Below are 18,275 nucleotides of genomic sequence, written 5' to 3' on the forward strand. Positions count from 1 at the left end.
GCCGGCAGCACAAAACGTCAATAGGCATTTTGTGCTGCCGGCTCTGAATTTTTTTGACCTATGAGGTTATCGATCCGAACGGATCACAGCCGTCCCAAGCAGAAGGTCGTGCACCGTGCGCTTGCGGTCAAGGACAAGTGAGGCAAGCAGGATCAAAGGCGTCAGCACCACATTGAGACCCCAGAACAGCACCGTATGAACGACTGCGAGCATGGAATCGACTGTGCCGCCTTCAAGCCGGACGAGCTTGATGTTCATCAACTGCATGCCCTTGGTGGCCTGCTGCGGGCCGCCTAGTGTTCGCGCGATGTAAAACAGCGCAACCATCGGAAACATGATGCCATAGAGCATCCAGCCAAGACTCAGCGTAATGATGCCGAGGATTGCAATGACGATTGCTGCCGGGATGCACAGCAGAAAGACAATGAGGTAATCAATAAGAAAAGCTAGAATGCGGCGCGTGCGAACGCCTTCAAAGAATGCGCGGCTTTCATAACGCGGACCCATGACTTCGCCTTGCAGAATTTGGTCGGACATTTTTCCTTCCAGTCGTTTCCAAGGAAGCGTCCGGGGGCTTGTGACAACGGGCGCTGCCCCGCCACCTTGGCGGAACAGTCATCAACATGGGAACCAAAACCGGCGGTTTCAAGGAAACTTGAAGATTTCCTATGAGCCAGAATTGCCTTTTAACCCTGCTGTCTGAGCTTTTCAGCCACTTCGATTGCGAAATAAGTCAGAATTCCGTCACAACCAGCGCGCTTGAACGCCAGAAGGCTTTCCATCATCACCTTTTCTTCGTCGATCCAGCCGTTGATGCCCGCGGCCTTGATCATCGCATACTCGCCCGACACCTGATAGGCATAGGTGGGCAGGCGGAACTCGCTCTTCAGGCGATGGACGATATCGAGATAGGGCAGTCCCGGTTTGACCATCAGCATGTCCGCTCCTTCGGCAATATCCTGTTCTGCCTCGCGAACGGCTTCCTCTAGATTGGCCGGATCGAGATAATAGGTCTTCTTGTCGCCTTTTAGCAGGCCCTGCGTGCCAATGGCATCACGGTAAGGGCCATAGAAGGCCGAGGCGAACTTGGTGGCGTAGGACATGATCGGCAGGTGGCAGAACCCATGTTCGTCTAGTGCCTGACGCACAGCTCCGACGCGACCGTCCATCATATCGGAGGGCGCTATGATATCCGCTCCGGCTTCAGCCTGCGAAAGTGCACCACGCACTACCATGGCGACCGATTCGTCATTGACGATCTCGCCATTCCTCAGGATGCCGTCATGACCGTGTGTGGTGAAAGGATCGAGCGCCGCATCGGTGATGATGCCGATTTCCGGTACTTCCTTTTTGATTGCGCGTACCGCGCGGTTGATCAGATTGTCTGGGCTTGCAACAAAAGCACCGTCCTCGGTCTTCACTTCCAGCTTTTCGCGGGGAAATGGAGCAATGGCAGGAATGCCAAGTTTGGCGGCTTTTTCCGCGATGCGAACAGCCATATCGACCGAATAGCGTTCGACACCAGGCATTGCTTCTACAGGTTCTGCCACACCCGTCCCATAGGTGAGGAAGAACGGCAAGATGAGATCGTCAACCGTCAGACGGGTCTCCTGCACCAGCCTGCGTGACCAGCCGGCCTTGCGCATACGGCGCAGTCGTCTGCTGCCGGTGACATCATTGACATGCTGGCTGATATTGGCGGGCAGATATTTGGACTGACGGTCGGTCATGGAGCTCTTCCCGAGAATTGATGCCTTGGAATGTGAAATCTCAAGGCTGATATCGGATGCGCACCGTTTATCATGGGAAAAGTGATGAAACCAAGGACATTGACCTGTGCAGGATTGACGCGGGGCGTCTCACTTTCTACCCATTGATGGAACGGGAGACACGACATGCAGATTGACTTCGGCGGTGGCAGCGAAATCAGCTTTGAACGCAAGGGAAAAGCGGGGCTTGTGAAGCTTACGCGGACGGAAGCGCTCAACGCCCTCACGCATAAGATGATTCTGGCGCTCGACCGCGCGTTGCAGACCTGGGAAGACGACCCCGAAGTGGCCTGCGTGATTCTGGAGGGCGATGGCCGCGCATTTTGTGCAGGCGGCGATGTGGTTGCCGCCTATAAAGCCGGTCAGGCCGGAACGCCTGCCTACGAGTTCTTCCGTGACGAATATCGGCTCAATGCACGTATTGGCCGTTTTCCAAAACCCTATGTCTCGCTGATCAACGGGATCATCATGGGCGGCGGTGCCGGAATATCTGTTCATGGTTCGCACCGCATCGTGACGGAAAACACCATGTTTGCCATGCCGGAAACAGGAATCGGCTTCTTCCCGGATGTGGGCGGTAGCGCTTTCCTGCCACATCTGCATGACAATTTCGGTTATTATCTGGCGCTGACCGGCAACCGCATCCGCTGGGGCGACTGCCTGCAGAGTGGAATTGCAACACATGCCGTAGCCGCAAGCGATCTGCATGATTTGCGGGAAGATATTATCGCAACCGCTGATATTGACGCGACACTGATGACCCGCAGCCAGTATCCGGATTTTGAGACGTCAATCGAAATGCGCAAGCTCATCGCTGAATGCTTTTCAGGCGCAACGCTTGGCGATTGCATGGCGGTGCTCGAAAAAGAAGCCGAATCGGGTAGCAAGGCTGCGATGGACATCCTGAAGGTTATCGCTACCCGCTCGCCGACCAGTGTCGCGGTGGCTTTCCGTCAGATTGCCGATGGCCGCCCGCTCGATCTCGATGGTTGCATGCGCATGGAGTATCGTATCGCCAACCGCATGTTGGAAGCGCACGATTTCTATGAGGGCGTTCGCGCATTGCTTATAGACAAGGACGGTGCGCCAGCATGGAAACCTGCAACGCTCGATGAAGTGCAGCCTGAACAGGTTAATGCCTATTTTGCAAATCTGGGCGGCAAGGAACTGGCCTTGTGATGAGGATTGGCTGATGCATATGAACGAGTTGCGCCAGCACTCTCAGCCGAGCGGAACCGAGTGGACCTTCACATGGTTCGTTCGGATACTGGCTCTTGTGGCGCTGGCCAGTGGTGTTTTCTATTGGATCAGGCTGATAGGCATTCATCCAGGACTTCTTTGGCGTTTCGATCTCATGCCTTGGCCATGGCAGACGGCAGTTGTGGCTCTGGCGGTGCTGATGCCCGTTGCCGCGTCGGGGCTGTGGATGCGTGCACCATGGGGGCCCGTGCTCTGGTTTGTGGCAGCACTCGGCGAAATCGCTATCTATTCTGTTTTTTCGCGACATTTCGAGTACAAGCCGCTGACCGTGGGCTTCAACGCGGTTTGCATCGTTATTTTTATCGCTTTTCGTATTGTACTCTTCTTCGAGAAGAGACGGCAGGCCCGTGCGAGCCTGTCGGTATAGGTTCTGCCCTTGGCTTCTAGAGCGCTTGTGTCCCTTCATAGCGGGCAAAGGGCTTCGTCATCTGGCCGTTGAAAAGCAGGACATCATAGGTATCAGCCTTGCTGCCTGGCATTTCCATACCTGGCGACCCCATCGGCATGCCGGGCGCGGTCAGTCCCGTTGCCTGTGGACGCTCCGCCAGTAGTCGCTTCACTGCACTGGCGGGTACATGCCCCTCAATGACATAGCCATCTACGACTGCCGTGTGGCAAGAGGCCAGATTGCCGTCGACGCCATATTTTGCCTTTACGGTGTCCACCGCTTGCTCGACCTTCACCGTCACATCAAAGCCAGCGGCTTTCATGTGTTCAGCCCAGCCCTCGCAGCAGCCGCAATAGGGATCTTTATACATCGTCATCCGCGGAGCCGCGGTCGCTGGTTCCGCGTGAGCAAAACTTGTGAAACCGGTAAAGCTTAACAGCCCGCCGACCACAAGATACTGTGCAAGACGAAGCGCCATGGTCCCTCCAATGGATTGTTGATGAGTCTTATCTAGCCGCTATCGAGGCTCTTCTCAAATGACGAAAGTTTAATGTGGCGACTTTGCGAGCGCCCGGAAAACCGGCACTTTGAGGCTGGAATGGCGTTTCCGCGTTAAGCTCGGCAAATGGCGCAGAGTAAGCAAACATTAAGCCTGAATAATCAATCTCTCCGGTAAGTTACTGTTAAGGCTGACTTTTAAGTCGAATTTTATGCATCTCCCGTAAATTCCTCTCAAGACACGGTGAGAAACAAGCACCGCATATAACAGGACAGAGAGTTGCATCACGGCATTCATGGAATGCGACTCCGACAGAGAGGCAAAAGAAATGATCAACGCACAGCGCAAGACGGAAATATCCACTCCGCTCACGACACCGGAAACCGCACTTCGTTCGCTTTATCTGGAAGCTCTCCAGTTGGTCGAACGCCTGCATCGCCGCCTGCTCGACGTCGTGAAGGATGAGTTCGACCGCAACGGCCAGACCGACATTAATGCGACGCAGGCGCTTTTGCTCTTCAACATTGGCAATTCTGAACTTACTGCCGGTGAGTTGCGCTCGCGCGGTTACTATCTCGGCTCCAACGTTTCTTACAATCTGAAGAAGCTGGTCGAAATGGGCTTTATCCATCATCAGCGTTCGCGCGTCGATCGTCGTTCGGTACGTGTCAGCCTGACGGACAAGGGTAATGCGATTGCCGATCAGGTGGCTTCGCTTTACGAGCGTCATATCTCATCGATCGAACAGGTCGGCGGCATTCAGGTTGAAGAATTCACTGCGATGAACAAGTCGCTGCAGCGTCTTGATCGCTTCTGGAATGACAGCATCGCATATCGGCTCTAAATAAATTGAGTGCTGCTGACTGAATGCTTTGTTGCAGAACTGTCACAACGGAGTGCCATTGGAAAGAATAAGGTGCGGCGGAACTCCCAATCGTAAGGCGCATGGCTTGAAATTCCGGCCATGCGACATGATTAAGCCATAAAAAACGACATAAGCGTTTTGGAGTGGCGTGGGCTATACTGTGCCACCTTCACTCAGGAATAGGCTCGAAATCGAATTTCGGATAAGCGAGCAGCTTTGCATTGCTTGCAATCCGCATGTCGCGTTATTGGCCTATTGCTGATATTCTCTGGGAATATCCCGCGCAAGCGGTTAGCCTTTTGGGACTAAGCAAAATGACCAAGACCGACAGACCAGCCGATGCTTTCAAAGTAGATCGCCGCAGTTTTCTGCGCGGTGCGGCGACCGCCGGCCTTTCCGTGGCTGCCTCCGCCATGGTTTCTTCTGCTTACGCTCAACAAGCTCTGACTGACGTTATCGCGTCGTCGCGGCGCGGCAACTGGGCTGATCAGTTCGATGCCCGCGCGACGGGTGGCCAGCGGATCGCGACCAACCAGCCGGTTTTGAGCGCGCAGACGGTCGGCTATCTCCAGACAGCTATCGCGCAATATACCGACATTGCCGGTCGCGGCGGCTGGCCGAAGGTTCCCGGTAATGCAAAGCTCCAGATCGGGGTTACCGATCCGTCCGTGCAGGCACTGCGCAAGCGCCTCATGATCTCTGGTGACCTGCCGCAGGAAGCGGGGCTTTCCAGCTCTTTCGACACTTATGTCGATGCCGCCGTGAAGCGCTTCCAGTCCCGTCATGGTCTGCCTGCCGACGGCGTCATGGGGCAGTTTACCTATGCGGCCATCAATGTGGATGCCAACACACGCCTCGGACAGCTTCAAACCAATCTGCAACGCCTTTCTCCTTTGGCCAATCAGGGCATGCAGGAACAGCGTTTCGTGATGGTCAACATCCCGGCCGCTCGTATTGAGGCAGTTGAAGGCGGGAGCGTCGTTCAGCGTCATACGGCAGTTGTCGGCAAGATCGACCGTCAGACGCCGATCCTCAATTCGAAAATCCACGAGGTCATTCTTAACCCTTACTGGACCGCGCCGAAGTCGATCATCCAGAAAGACATCATTCCGCTGATGCGGAAGGACCCGCAATATCTAACGAAGAACAAAATTCGCCTTTACGACCAGTCTGGTCAGGAAGTTGCGCCGGAAAGTGTGGACTGGAATACGGACGATGCGGTGAAGCTGATGTTTCGTCAGGATCCGGGCAAGATCAACGCCATGTCCTCGACAAAGATCAACTTCCACAACCAGTATGCCGTCTATATGCACGACACGCCGCAGAAGAGCTATTTCAACAAGCTCATGCGCTTCGACTCCTCCGGCTGCGTCCGCGTCCAGAACGTGCGTGATCTCGACGTATGGTTGTTGAAGAACACAGCTGGCTGGGATCGCCAGAACATCGAAAGCACAATCAAGTCGGGCATCAACACACCCATCCAGCTTGCTGATCCCGTTCCACTTCACTTCGTCTATATCACCGCCTGGTCTACTGGCGACGGCGTAGTGCAGTTCCGCGATGACATCTACAAGATGGATGGCGCGACTGAACTTGCACTTGGCACCGACACCTGATTCTTATCTCGACCCCGGGTTTTCGAAGCCGCCTGGACCTGCTCCAGGCGGCTTTTTAGTTGTGATACATTTATCAAATCGGTTTGCCGCATTTTGGAACAAGCTTTTCGCTTTGCGGCCATTGGCCTTGTGCGTTCAAGTGTGATAATGCGCCTCATCCATATAGCTTTTACCGGCTAACCCGGAGGGTGTGAAACATGTCTCAAGCCAACGCCGCCGCCAAGAATGCGTCGTCCGACGTTTTCTTCAATGCAAGCCTCGAGGACATCGATTCCGAGATTTTCGGAGCAATCCGCAACGAACTCGGTCGTCAGCGCCATGAAATTGAGCTGATTGCCTCGGAAAACATCGTTTCGCGCGCTGTTCTTGAAGCGCAGGGATCCATCCTCACCAACAAATATGCCGAAGGCTATCCGGGCAAACGCTATTACGGCGGCTGTCAGTATGTCGATGTCGTTGAAGAGCTGGCCATCGAACGCGCCAAGAAACTCTTTGGCGCCGAGTTCGCCAACGTTCAGCCGAACTCTGGCAGCCAGATGAACCAGGCCGTATTCCTCGCTTTGCTTCAGCCGGGCGACACGTTCATGGGCCTCGACCTCAATTCGGGCGGTCACCTTACACACGGTTCACCGGTCAACATGTCCGGCAAGTGGTTCAATGTGGTGTCCTATGGCGTCCGCAAGGACGACCATCTGCTCGACATGGACGAAGTTGCGCGTCTGGCACGTGAAAACAAGCCGAAGCTCATTCTTGCCGGCGGTACTGCTTACTCGCGCGTCTGGGACTGGAAGCGCTTCCGCGAGATTGCGGATGAAGTCGGTGCCTACCTCATGGTCGATATGGCACATATTGCCGGTCTCGTTGCCGGCGGCGTTCATCCTTCGCCGGTTCCGCATGCGCATGTCTGCACCACGACGACGCACAAGTCGCTTCGCGGTCCACGCGGCGGAATGATCCTCACCAACGACGCCGACATTGCCAAAAAGATCAATTCGGCCGTGTTCCCGGGGCTTCAGGGCGGTCCGCTGATGCACGTTATTGCCGGTAAGGCTGTCGCTTTCGCCGAAGCGTTGAAGCCGGAGTTCAAGCTCTACGCCAAGAACGTCGTGGACAATGCCCGCGCTCTGGCCGAAGAGCTGAAGTCGCATGGTCTCGACATTGTTTCGGGTGGCACTGATAACCACCTGATGCTGGTCGATCTGCGTCCGAAGAATGCAACCGGCAAGCGTGCGGAAGCTGCTCTTGGTCGTGCCAACATCACCTGCAACAAGAATGGCATTCCGTTCGACCCTGAAAAGCCGTTTGTGACCTCCGGTGTCCGTCTCGGTACGCCTGCCGGAACGACCCGTGGTTTTGGCGTTACGGAATTCAAGGAAATTGGTTCGCTGATTGCCGAAGTTCTGGATGGCCTCAAAATCGCCAATTCCGATGAAGGCAACGCCACAGTGGAACAGGCCGTGAAGGAAAAGGTCATCGCGCTGACCAACCGTTTCCCCATGTATGGCTATCAGGGCTAACCTGTTTCCATGATTAAGACGAAGCCCCGTTCAACTCTGTTGGGCGGGGCTTTTTCGCTCTCACATCTGGTAGGTAGCTTAACGCTTATGAGCTATGATCGCCGGGAATCGGCGGTGGGCGGCACAGCTCTTGGGTTTTTGACGGGGTATCCCCACATTCGCGCTGTCCGTCGCCAGTGTCAACGTTGCCAGTATTGAAGCTGCCGATATTGAAATTGAAAGTGTCCTATGCGTTGTCCCTATTGCCAGTCTGAAGATACGCAAGTGAAGGATTCCCGTCCGGCGGAAGACGGTGCGGTTATTCGTCGGCGCCGGGTCTGTTCTGTATGCGGAGGCCGTTTCACGACCTTTGAGCGCGTGCAGTTGCGTGACCTGATGGTCGTAAAGAAAAGCGGGCGCCGTGTTCCTTTTGATCGTGACAAGCTGACGCGATCCATTGAGGTAGCGCTGCGCAAGCGTGACGTCGACAATGACCGTGTTGAACGTGCCATTTCCGGCATTGTTCGCCAGCTTGAAAGTTCGGGCGAGGCGGAGGTGACATCCGATGAAATCGGGCGTTTGGCAATGGATGCGCTGAAAGGCATCGACGATATTGCCTATATCCGCTTTGCGTCGGTGTATCGTAATTTCAGCAAGGCCGTCGATTTTCACAACGTCATCGACGAGTTGACAGTTGCTGAAACCGAGGACGATCTGGACGCCTAGCATGAATGGACGCAAATTTTCGCATTCTGGCGCAACTTCGGATGACGTTCGCTTCATGGAAGCAGCGATCCGCTATGCGCGGCTTCATAAGGGGCTGACCGCCACCAACCCTTCCGTGGGTACGATCCTTGTCAAGGATGGCGTCATAGTCGGGCGCGGTGTGACTGCATTGGGCGGCAGACCCCACGCCGAGCCACAGGCGTTGGCCGATGCTGGAGACGCTGCCAGAGGAGCAACTGCTTATGTAACGTTGGAACCATGCGCGCATCACGGACGCACGCCGCCTTGTGCGGAAGCGCTGGTGCGGGCAGGCGTAGCACGTGTCGTGGTTGCCACGACCGACCCGGATGAACGGGTCAGCGGAAAAGGTTTCGCCATTCTGCGCGAAGCAGGGGTTGAGGTTGTGCCGGGGATTCTCGCCGAACAGGCCGCTGATGATCTTGCAGGCTATCTGAATCGATCTACGAAAAAGCGCCCGGAAGTGATTCTGAAACTTGCGCTTTCCTCCGACAGCATGATCGGCCGTCGGGGTGAGGGGCAGGTTGCGATAACGGGAGCGATTGCACGCGCCCAGTCACATATTCTGCGCGCCCAGACTGATGTGATCCTGATTGGTATCGAAACCGCGCTCGCCGATGATCCGGTTTTGAACTGCCGTTTGCCTGGGCTGGAACAGCGTTCGCCTGTACGCATCGTGCTCGACAGCGGATTGCGCCTTCCGCTTTCATCGAAACTCGTGCAGACAGCTCATGCCCAACCCTTGTGGGTTGCTTGCAGTGAGGAGGCATCTCCGGAACGGCGCTACGAATTGCAGGCAGCAGGTTGCCGCATCGTCGCGACCGAAGTTTATGACTGCCGCATCGCTTTGCCCGAACTGATGGACGATCTCGCTGCGCAGGGCATCTCCTCGGTTCTCGTTGAAGGCGGAGCGGGCGTGGCGAAGAGCTTCCTCGAAGAGGGACTTGTTGATCGGCTTGCCATATTCCGGTCGCCGGCGGAAATCGGTGGCCAATACGGGGTTGCCGTGGACGGGCTCGAAACCCATATCGCAGACGAATTCAAAATTCTGAGGCAGGCTCGCTATGTTGATGATGCCTATGCGGAATATGTAAGGAAAACTTGATGTTTACAGGCATAATCACGGATATCGGTAAGGTTGATCGGATCAAGCCCCTGAATGAAGGCGTTCTTCTGCGTATCGAAACCGCCTATGATCCCGAAACGATCGAGCTTGGCGCATCAATTGCCTGTTCTGGTGTTTGCCTTACCGTCGTAGCACTGCCTGAAAAGGGAACGAATGCCCGCTGGTTCGAGGTTGAGGCGTGGGAAGAAGCGCTGCGTCTGACCACGATCGCCAAATGGCAGAGCGGACAGAATATCAACCTGGAACGCTCGCTGAAACTTGGTGACGAAATGGGGGGGCACCTCGTTTCTGGCCATGTCGATGGGCAGGCTGAAATTGTCGCGCGCAAGGAAGAAGGCGACGCGGTGCGATTCACCTTGCGTGCACCGGAAGAACTGGCTCCTTTTATTGCTCAGAAGGGGTCGGTCGCCCTGGACGGAACGTCGCTAACGGTCAATGGTGTTAACGGAAACGAGTTCGATGTGCTTCTGATCCGGCACTCGCTTGAAGTCACGACATGGGGCGAACGGAAAGCGGGCGACAAGGTGAATATCGAGATCGACCAGCTTGCTCGATACGCAGCAAGGCTTGCGCAATATCAGAAATAGGCTTAGAGCCTAGAACTCTAAAGCTGTAACAGCATTTCCCGATTTTGAGCGTTGACCGCAGTTTTGCGGTCCGCAAAATTTGTCATGGAGTCTCTCATGTCCAAGCACGAGGCGCATGCGCCGCATTTGCTTATTGTCGAAGCGCGTTTTTACGATGATCTCGCCGACGCGCTCCTGGATGGCGCAAAGGCAGCCTTGGACGAGGCTGGGGCGACCTACGATGTCGTGACTGTCCCAGGTGCACTGGAAGTTCCGGCGGTCATTTCTTTCGCACTCGACGGCGAAGACAATGGGGGCAAGGAATATGATGGCTTTGTCGCGCTTGGAACCGTTATCCGTGGCGAAACCTATCACTTCGATATCGTGGCCAATGAATCCTGCCGTGCGCTTACCGATCTTGCGGTCGAGGAAAGCATCGCCATCGGCAACGGCATTCTGACAGTCGAAAACGAAGAGCAGGCATGGGTTCGCGCTCGGCGTGAAGACAAGGACAAGGGCGGTTTTGCCGCTCGTGCCGCGCTGACCATGATCGACCTGCGCAAGAAGTTTGGAGTCTGATCATCATGACTTCTTCTACCGAAGGCCGCCCGACCCCCAATCTTCCACGCACGGCGAACAAGCGCGGCGTTGCCCGTCTCGCTGCGGTTCAGGCACTCTATCAAATGGATGTTGCTGGCACGGGTGTTCTGGAAGTGGTGGCTGAGTACGAAGCTTTTCGTCTTGGCAAGGAGGTGGACGGCACGCAGTATCTGGATGCTGATCCACAATGGTTCCGGGCAATCGTGGCCGGTGTCGTCGATGAACAGCTTAAGCTCGATCCGATGATCCATCAGGCGCTGACGGAAGATTGGCCATTGTCGCGCCTCGATTCAACGCTGCGCGCTATTCTCCGTGCAGGTGCCTGGGAATTGCAGACACGCAAAGACGTACCGACTGCCGTTATCGTGTCGGAGTATGTCGATATCGCCAAGGCCTTCTACACGGAAGATGAGCCGAAGTTGGTTAATGCCGTACTTGATCGCTTGGCGTTTGTTATTCGTGGCGAGAGCCGCGGCGTGAAGCCACGCTGATCCTGTTCCCCTACAATATTGATTAAAGAAGGGCTGTGAGAAATCGCAGCCCTTCTTTGATTGTATGTTGGCAAAGAACGACTTGACGTTCGTTAAACCGTTTCGCATGTTGGGCGGGCGGCATTGAGAATGCTGAAATGCAAAGAATCGCGCCAATGAGTTGATTCCAAGGCGTAACTTTGAGACGTGAATATACCGAAGAAGCCCGGTATCTTGTTTTGGCTTCAGGCACTTCCATGCCGCTCAATCGGGTCCGGGGAGGGGTTTTCGGGCCTATCCTGCGCATTTGCTGCCGACAATCGCGGCTTGCGGTCTGATGGTAGCTGGCGCGAGCTGTGGAGCGTGTTTCGGTCTGTTTGCAACAGGCGGGCGCTCCAATTGTCTGATTGGCCGCGCATATTTCCCGAGAACGATTTCACACTTTTCGGGATGCGCACAATGGGAGTTGGCCTTTATGCAAATGGGAGTGGCAGTTTTAGTTCTCGTCATTGCCTGCGGCGTGGTTTCCGTTCTTTACGCCATATGGGCGATCCGTTCGGTTCTTGCAGCCGATCAGGGGACGCAGCGCATGCAGGAAATTGCTGAAGCTATCCGCGAGGGTGCCTCAGCCTATCTCACAAGACAATATTCAACGATTGCGATCGTCGGCGTCGTGGTCTTTCTGGCCGCTTGGTATCTGTTGTCGATCAGCGCCGCAATCGGCTTCCTGATCGGCGCGGTTCTGTCGGGCGTCACGGGCTTCATCGGAATGCACGTTTCGGTCCGCGCCAATGTGCGTACCGCGCAGGCCGCTTCGCTCAGTCTCGCTGGTGGGCTTGAGCTGGCATTCAAGTCCGGGGCAATTACCGGGCTTCTGGTGGCAGGGCTCGCGCTGCTTGGCGTCTCCGTTTACTACTTCATTCTCACTGTCTGGCTTGGTTACACGCCTTCTGACCGCACGGTTATCGATGCGCTGGTGTCGCTCGGTTTCGGCGCTTCGCTGATCTCGATCTTCGCGCGTCTTGGTGGCGGCATCTTCACCAAGGGTGCTGACGTGGGCGGCGATCTTGTCGGCAAGGTGGAGGCCGGTATTCCCGAGGATGATCCGCGCAATCCGGCGACCATTGCGGATAATGTCGGCGACAATGTTGGTGACTGCGCGGGTATGGCCGCTGACTTGTTTGAAACCTATGCAGTGACGGTCGTCGCTACCATGGTTCTTGGGGCGATTTTTTTCAGCGGGTCGGACATTCTGCCGAGTGTCATGCTCTATCCGTTGATGATCTGCGGCGCCTGCGTGATTACGTCGATCATAGGCACTTTCTTCGTTAAGCTCAGCGTCGACGGCTCTATTATGGGGGCCCTCTACAAAGGGCTGATTGCGACGGGCCTGCTTTCCATTGTCGGTCTTGCCGTCGCCAACACGTTGACCGTTGGCTGGGGGGAGATCGGGACCGTCGCCGGAAGAAGCATTACCGGCACCAATCTTTTCATCTGCGGATTGATTGGCCTGATCGTGACCGGTTTGATCGTCGTGATCACGGAATATTATACCGGGACCAATAAGCGCCCCGTCAACTCCATTGCGCAGGCTTCAGTCACGGGCCATGGTACGAACGTCATTCAGGGACTGGCGGTTTCGCTTGAATCGACCGCCCTGCCTGCAATCGTGATCGTCGGCGGCATCATCTCGACCTACCAGCTTGCGGGCCTGTTCGGCACAGCCATTGCCGTCACCGCCATGCTCGGTATTGCGGGCATGATCGTGGCGCTAGATGCCTTCGGTCCGGTGACGGACAATGCGGGCGGCATTGCCGAAATGGCCGGTCTCGATCCAGAGGTCCGCAAAGCCACCGATGCGCTCGACGCTGTCGGCAATACCACCAAGGCGGTCACCAAGGGCTATGCCATCGGTTCGGCGGGCCTTGGTGCCTTGGTGCTGTTCGCGGCTTACTCCAACGATCTGGCCTATTTTGCGGCCAATGGGCAAACCTATCCCTATTTTGCGGATATGGGACCTGTCTCTTTCGATCTCTCCAACCCGTATGTGGTGGCGGGCCTGATCTTCGGCGGCCTGATCCCTTATCTGTTCGGTGGCATGGCGATGACGGCCGTGGGCCGGGCTGGGGGCGCGGTCGTGCAGGAAGTACGCCGTCAGTTTCGCGAGAAGCCGGGGATCATGACCGGTAAGGAACGCCCGGACTACGCGCGCGCGGTCGATCTGCTGACTAAGGCGGCCATCCGTGAAATGATTATTCCGTCGCTCCTGCCCGTGCTGGCGCCTATTGTCGTTTATTTCGGCGTGTTACTCATCTCCGGTTCCAAAGCTGCGGCCTTTGCGGCACTGGGAGCATCGCTTCTTGGCGTCATCATCAACGGTCTGTTTGTGGCGATTTCCATGACGTCCGGTGGTGGCGCATGGGACAACGCCAAGAAAAGCTTCGAGGATGGATTTACCGATGCTGATGGCGTGAAACACCTGAAAGGTTCGGAAGCGCACAAGGCATCGGTGACGGGTGATACGGTTGGCGACCCCTACAAGGATACAGCCGGTCCGGCTGTCAATCCAGCGATCAAGATCACCAACATCGTAGCCCTTCTTCTGTTGGCCGTGTTGGCGCATATGTCTTGATAGAATGAACACTCAAAAAAACCCGCCTTTACGGCGGGTTTTTTCTTTTGAAGGTGTAGACCGGATCAGATCAGTTGTTCGGGCCGCCTGCAGCGCCCGGCAACGATGTAGGAGCCTTGGAAACGCCCTGGATGATCTGGCCCAGGAAGGTCTGATCCTTGCCGCCTGTCGGGGTGGTGCGTGACACGAAGTCAAACAGCTTTCCATCCTTCAGTGCATACTTGGCAATATGCTCGACCTTGCCGTCCTTGTCGAAATAGATGGCAAGTATCTGCCGGTCTATGATCTTGGGCTTCATGAATTGCGCGGCGCGATAACGCTTCTGCGAAATGTAATAGAACACTTCGTTGTCGAAGGTCGCGGTTGTGGATGGCGTACCGAGCGCCAAAAGCACCTGCTCGCGGCTGGAACCAACAGGAACCGAATCAAGGGCACTCTGATCGAGTACGTAACCCTCCGTCAGCGTTTCGGACGGGTTAAGCGTGGATGCAGTGTTGCACCCTGCAAGAGCCACTGCGACGAGAATTGCCGTGCCTGCGAGAAGGGCACCTTGCTTGCGTACGCCAGAGGATGCACTTGGAAAAATTCGCTGCAACAAAGACCTCTCCATACATTCTAAATCAGCGCGGCACTTTCGCCGTCGGGAGAACTTCGGTAAACCACCTTGCTAATTTATGCAACTGGAACGGTCGTACGGACATGATTCTCCAACTATTCCGCCGCAAATCGAAAGCAAACGAGGCAATTATGCTTCGCGTTTACGAGGTGATCGTGGCGGCGGCGCGGCAAAAACCATTTTATGCACAATTTCAGGTGCCCGATACGCCGCTTGGTCGCTATGAAATGCTTTCACTGCATATTTTTCTCGCCCTTCACCGCATGAGGGGAGAAAACAAGGCCCTTGCCGATCTTGCACAGGAAATTGCGGACGAGTTTTTCAAGGATGTCGACCATTCACTGCGCGAGCTCGGTATTGGCGATCAGGGTGTGCCGAAGCGTATGAAGAAGCTCGCGCGCATGTTTTATGGTCGCGTTGCGGCTTATAGTGAAGCATTGGACGCGAATGATTCAGACGCGCTGGCAGCAGCATTGACCAGGAATATCCGCCCGGACCTCGAATTCTGGCCGCATGCCCACCATTTAAGTGAATATGTTCTGGGATGCCGTGACCGGCTGCAAAAAATTGCAGACGATGCTTTGGCGGCAGGCAACATTTCCTATATGGATGCAGATAAGAGCGTATCCTGAAAAGTATGAAACGATTTTCGGACAAGATGCGCATCATTTGCGCCATAAACAATGCTGAAAAGGCCAATGAGAATGACTGACAAACCGGCACTCACCTATCCTGTTCCGGTTCTTCACCTGCCGCAAAAAGGGGTGATGGTGAAAATAGGCACGGATGAAAGGGAACGCACAGCGCTCGCGACAGACCACGGGCTTGAAGCCGTGAATTCCTTTGCTGCGGAATTCTTGATTACGCCTTGGAAAAAGGACGGTATCCGGGTGCGCGGTCGGATCGACGCGGAAATTGTGCAGTCCTGCGTCGTGACACTCGAACCGCTGACTAACAGTGTTGCCGAAGAGGTCGACACGATCTTCGTGCCGGAAAACTCGCGGCTTGCCCGGATTCAGCTTGATGAAAGCGGTGAAATGCTGCTCGATGCGGAAGGCGCTGACAGTCCGGAAGTTTTCGTCGGCGATAAGATCGATGTCGGCGCGATTGCTGAAGAATTCTTTGATCTCGCTATTGATCCATATCCCCGAAAACCGGGGCTGACCGACGAGAGTGAGCCTAAGGTATTTGGGGATGACGATAGTGCTGAGAAGCCTGTTTCGCCGTTTGCGAAGCTTTCGGAATGGCAAAAGAAGCCGTAATTCACGATGAGTTTGATAGAATTTGGTTGTGCGGAAACGCAAAAACACTATTTTCGCCGAAAACCTGTCTGCTCCAAAACCAGGGCAGGGACAGGGATCGCACAGGAATAATCAAGAGTGATCAAAATTTCGATCGACGCGATGGGCGGTGATTTCGGCCCTGAAGTCGTTATCCCCGGCGCAGCGAAGGCGCTTGAGCGTCATCCTGACATTCGCTTCATTTTTTTCGGTCTCCCCGCACAGGTGGAGCCCGTGCTGGCACGTTATCCGAAGCTGAAGGCCGCATCCGAGTTCCGCGCGAGCCAGGTTGCCATCAGCATGGACGACAAGCCGAGTCAGGCGCTGCGCGCCGGTCGCGGCAAATCATCCATGTGGCAGGCGATCGAAGCGGTGAAGACCGGCGACGCACAGGCGTGTATTTCTGCCGGCAACACCGGCGCGCTGATGGCCATGTCCAAATTTTGCCTGCGCATGATGTCGGACGTCGAACGCCCGGCGATTGCGGGTATCTGGCCGACGCTGCGCGGTGAAAGCATCGTGCTTGATATTGGTGCCACGATTGGTGCTGACGCCCGTCAGCTCGTCGATTATGCCGTTATGGGGGCTGGTATGGCGCGCGCTTTGTTTGAGGTGCGCAAGCCGACGGTCGGGCTCCTCAATGTCGGTACGGAAGAGGTGAAGGGTCTCGACGAGATCAAGGAAGCCGGCCAGATTTTGCGCGACACGCCACTGGATGGTCTTGCCTATTCCGGTTTCGTTGAAGGCAACGACATTGGCAAGGGTACGGTGGATGTGGTCGTAACCGAGGGGTTCACCGGCAATATCGCGCTCAAGGCGGCGGAAGGTACGGCCCGACAGATGGCTGAACTCCTGCGTCAGGCCATGAGCCGCACGTTGCTTGCCAAGATCGGCTATGTTTTTGCCAAGGGTGCGTTCGACCGATTGCGCGAGAAGATGGACCCGAACAAGGTCAATGGCGGCGTTTTCCTCGGTCTCAGCGGAATTGTCATCAAGAGTCACGGCAGCGCGAATGCAGAAGGGTTCTGCTCGGCAGTAGAAGTCGGCTATGACATGGTGAGAAATCGCCTTCTGGAAAAGATCGAAGCCGATCTGGCGCATTTCCACCACAGTCATCCGCATGTTTCGAATGAAGGTGGCGAGGCTGCAAAGGCTTAATTCCGGCTATGCCAGCCGGAAGGTGGAATTGGATAAAATCTACGGTTCGCCGATTGTTCTTCGGTGCCGAAGCGGTGAAGTAACTTTTACCGAATATGTGTAGGGTCAGAATTCACGACTGTGCGCGCAAATGCTTGTCGCGCCGGTCGCATGTGAGGACAGGAAATAAGAGATGATAAGATCTGTCGTACGGGGTATCGGTTCGGCGTTGCCGAAGCGGGTCATGAAGAATACCGATTTCGAAGGTATTATCGAAACCTCGGACGAGTGGATCGTGCAGCGCACGGGTATTCGTGAGCGTCACATCGCTGGCGAGGGCGAAACGACGGTTTCGCTCGGTGCGGATGCAGCGCGCGCCGCAATCGAGAATGCGGGTTTGCAGCCGACCGATATCGACCTCGTCCTTCTGGCGACCTCGACTCCCAACCACACTTTTCCTGCAAGTGCCGTGGAAATTCAGCGTGAACTTGGAATCACCAAGGGCTTTGCGTTCGATATGCAGGCTGTCTGCAGCGGATTCATATACGCTATCACGACGGCTGACCTTTATATCCGCGGCGGCATGGCGAAGCGTGTCCTGGTCATCGGTGCCGAAACTTTCTCGCGCATCCTCGACTGGAATGACCGCACGACCTGCGTTCTTTTCGGCGACGGTGCGGGTGCACTGGTTCTGGAAGCTGCTGAAGGCAACGGGCTGACCTCGGATCGCGGCGTTCTCGCCGCCAATCTGCGCTCGGATGGCAATCACAAGGAAAAACTTTTTGTGGATGGCGGCCCGTCCACGACCCAGACGGTCGGTCATCTGCGCATGGAAGGCCGCGAAGTCTTCAAGCATGCCGTCGGCATGATTACGGACGTTATCGAGGCTTCTTTCGCGGAAACCGGCCTTACCGCTGAGGATATCGACTGGTTTGTCCCGCATCAGGCCAACAAACGCATTATTGATGCTTCCGCCAAGAAGCTGAATATAGCTGACAGCAAGGTGGTTATCACCGTCGATCGCCATGGCAACACCTCTGCGGCGTCGGTTCCGCTGGCGCTCGCGACCGCGGTCGCGGACGGCCGTATCAAGAGGGGCGACCTCGTTCTTCTTGAGGCTATGGGCGGTGGATTCACTTGGGGAGCGGTTCTGTTGCGCTGGTAGACGCAAAAATGATCGACCGTGAGGGAACTCGCGGCTTGACCGTTGC

The 18,275-nt window shown here is 55.6% G+C and carries 19 protein-coding genes; 15 read left to right on the forward strand and 4 right to left on the reverse strand.

Annotation, left to right across the window (positions count from 1 at the left end):
- Positions 1-66 precede the first annotated feature (66 nt).
- Both FJQ48_RS13885 and hemB read right to left on the reverse strand, forming a co-directional pair.
- Entirely contained in the window at positions 67-537 is a 471-nt protein-coding gene (locus FJQ48_RS13885) for an RDD family protein (protein ID WP_139975602.1), read from the reverse strand.
- A gap of 149 nt (positions 538-686) precedes the next feature.
- Entirely contained in the window at positions 687-1,730 is a 1,044-nt protein-coding gene (hemB, locus tag FJQ48_RS13890; RefSeq protein WP_139975603.1) for a porphobilinogen synthase, read from the reverse strand.
- 165 nt (positions 1,731-1,895) lie between these two features.
- On the opposite strand from hemB, the gene FJQ48_RS13895 reads away from it, so the two are divergent.
- Together FJQ48_RS13895 and FJQ48_RS13900 are read left to right on the forward strand one after the other, a co-directional pair.
- The gene (locus FJQ48_RS13895; RefSeq protein WP_139975604.1) at positions 1,896-2,948 is read left to right on the forward strand and encodes an enoyl-CoA hydratase/isomerase family protein; all 1,053 of its coding nucleotides are present in this window, start codon (positions 1,896-1,898) and stop codon (positions 2,946-2,948) included.
- 13 nt (positions 2,949-2,961) lie between these two features.
- Positions 2,962-3,396, forward strand: coding sequence for a DUF6163 family protein (locus FJQ48_RS13900; protein ID WP_139975605.1), 435 nt, complete (start codon positions 2,962-2,964; stop codon positions 3,394-3,396).
- Between the two features lie 16 nt (positions 3,397-3,412).
- Here the strand turns inward: FJQ48_RS13900 and FJQ48_RS13905 are convergent, their stop codons facing one another.
- Entirely contained in the window at positions 3,413-3,895 is a 483-nt protein-coding gene (locus tag FJQ48_RS13905) for a DUF411 domain-containing protein (protein ID WP_139975606.1), read from the reverse strand.
- Positions 3,896-4,244: 349 nt separating this feature from the next.
- Here FJQ48_RS13905 and FJQ48_RS13910 point away from each other — a divergent pair, with 349 nt between their 5' ends.
- The 9 genes from FJQ48_RS13910 to FJQ48_RS13955 all read left to right on the forward strand — a co-directional run bounded on the left by FJQ48_RS13910 (position 4,245) and on the right by FJQ48_RS13955 (position 14,031).
- Complete coding sequence (locus FJQ48_RS13910) at positions 4,245-4,760, forward strand: MarR family winged helix-turn-helix transcriptional regulator (protein ID WP_139975607.1); 516 nt, start codon at positions 4,245-4,247, stop codon at positions 4,758-4,760.
- A 335-nt stretch (positions 4,761-5,095) separates the two neighbouring features.
- Complete coding sequence (locus FJQ48_RS13920) at positions 5,096-6,397, forward strand: murein L,D-transpeptidase (RefSeq protein WP_139975608.1); 1,302 nt, start codon at positions 5,096-5,098, stop codon at positions 6,395-6,397.
- Between the two features lie 197 nt (positions 6,398-6,594).
- Entirely contained in the window at positions 6,595-7,914 is a 1,320-nt protein-coding gene (gene glyA, locus FJQ48_RS13925; protein ID WP_139975609.1) for a serine hydroxymethyltransferase, read from the forward strand.
- Between the two features lie 228 nt (positions 7,915-8,142).
- Positions 8,143-8,619 carry a transcriptional regulator NrdR gene (gene nrdR, locus FJQ48_RS13930; protein ID WP_012092340.1) on the forward strand — a complete coding sequence of 159 codons (477 nt, stop codon included), beginning with the start codon at positions 8,143-8,145 and terminating at the stop codon, positions 8,617-8,619.
- A gap of 1 nt (position 8,620) precedes the next feature.
- Entirely contained in the window at positions 8,621-9,742 is a 1,122-nt protein-coding gene (gene ribD, locus FJQ48_RS13935) for a bifunctional diaminohydroxyphosphoribosylaminopyrimidine deaminase/5-amino-6-(5-phosphoribosylamino)uracil reductase RibD (protein ID WP_139975610.1), read from the forward strand.
- Positions 9,742-10,350, forward strand: a complete 609-nt coding sequence (locus FJQ48_RS13940) for a riboflavin synthase (RefSeq protein WP_139975611.1) — start codon at positions 9,742-9,744, stop codon at positions 10,348-10,350. The genes ribD and FJQ48_RS13940 overlap by 1 nt, the downstream gene beginning before the upstream one ends.
- Before the next feature lie 96 nt (positions 10,351-10,446).
- A complete protein-coding gene (locus tag FJQ48_RS13945; protein ID WP_139975612.1) occupies positions 10,447-10,908 on the forward strand; it encodes a 6,7-dimethyl-8-ribityllumazine synthase in 462 nt (153 codons plus the stop codon).
- 5 nt (positions 10,909-10,913) lie between these two features.
- The gene (nusB, locus tag FJQ48_RS13950) at positions 10,914-11,420 is read left to right on the forward strand and encodes a transcription antitermination factor NusB (RefSeq protein WP_139975613.1); all 507 of its coding nucleotides are present in this window, start codon (positions 10,914-10,916) and stop codon (positions 11,418-11,420) included.
- Between the two features lie 454 nt (positions 11,421-11,874).
- A complete protein-coding gene (locus FJQ48_RS13955; protein ID WP_139975614.1) occupies positions 11,875-14,031 on the forward strand; it encodes a sodium-translocating pyrophosphatase in 2,157 nt (718 codons plus the stop codon).
- A gap of 70 nt (positions 14,032-14,101) precedes the next feature.
- Here FJQ48_RS13955 and FJQ48_RS13960 read toward each other — a convergent pair whose 3' ends face one another.
- Complete coding sequence (locus FJQ48_RS13960) at positions 14,102-14,629, reverse strand: outer membrane protein assembly factor BamE (protein WP_139975615.1); 528 nt, start codon at positions 14,627-14,629, stop codon at positions 14,102-14,104.
- A gap of 101 nt (positions 14,630-14,730) precedes the next feature.
- Between FJQ48_RS13960 and FJQ48_RS13965 the strand changes: the two genes are divergently transcribed.
- The 4 genes from FJQ48_RS13965 to FJQ48_RS13980 all read left to right on the forward strand — a co-directional run bounded on the left by FJQ48_RS13965 (position 14,731) and on the right by FJQ48_RS13980 (position 18,229).
- Positions 14,731-15,279, forward strand: coding sequence for a ubiquinol-cytochrome C chaperone family protein (locus tag FJQ48_RS13965; RefSeq protein WP_139976294.1), 549 nt, complete (start codon positions 14,731-14,733; stop codon positions 15,277-15,279).
- 72 nt (positions 15,280-15,351) lie between these two features.
- Positions 15,352-15,909 (forward strand): DUF177 domain-containing protein, encoded by a 558-nt coding sequence (locus tag FJQ48_RS13970; RefSeq protein WP_139975616.1) that lies wholly within the window; start codon positions 15,352-15,354, stop codon positions 15,907-15,909.
- Positions 15,910-16,026: 117 nt separating this feature from the next.
- On the forward strand, positions 16,027-17,085 hold the full coding sequence (plsX, locus tag FJQ48_RS13975; protein WP_139975617.1) for a phosphate acyltransferase PlsX: 1,059 nt from the start codon (positions 16,027-16,029) through the stop codon (positions 17,083-17,085).
- Between the two features lie 172 nt (positions 17,086-17,257).
- The gene (locus FJQ48_RS13980; protein WP_139975618.1) at positions 17,258-18,229 is read left to right on the forward strand and encodes a beta-ketoacyl-ACP synthase III; all 972 of its coding nucleotides are present in this window, start codon (positions 17,258-17,260) and stop codon (positions 18,227-18,229) included.
- Positions 18,230-18,275 lie beyond the last annotated feature (46 nt).

Source organism: Ochrobactrum sp. CGA5 (assembly GCF_006345815.1).
In the GTDB taxonomy this organism is placed as follows: domain Bacteria; phylum Pseudomonadota; class Alphaproteobacteria; order Rhizobiales; family Rhizobiaceae; genus Brucella.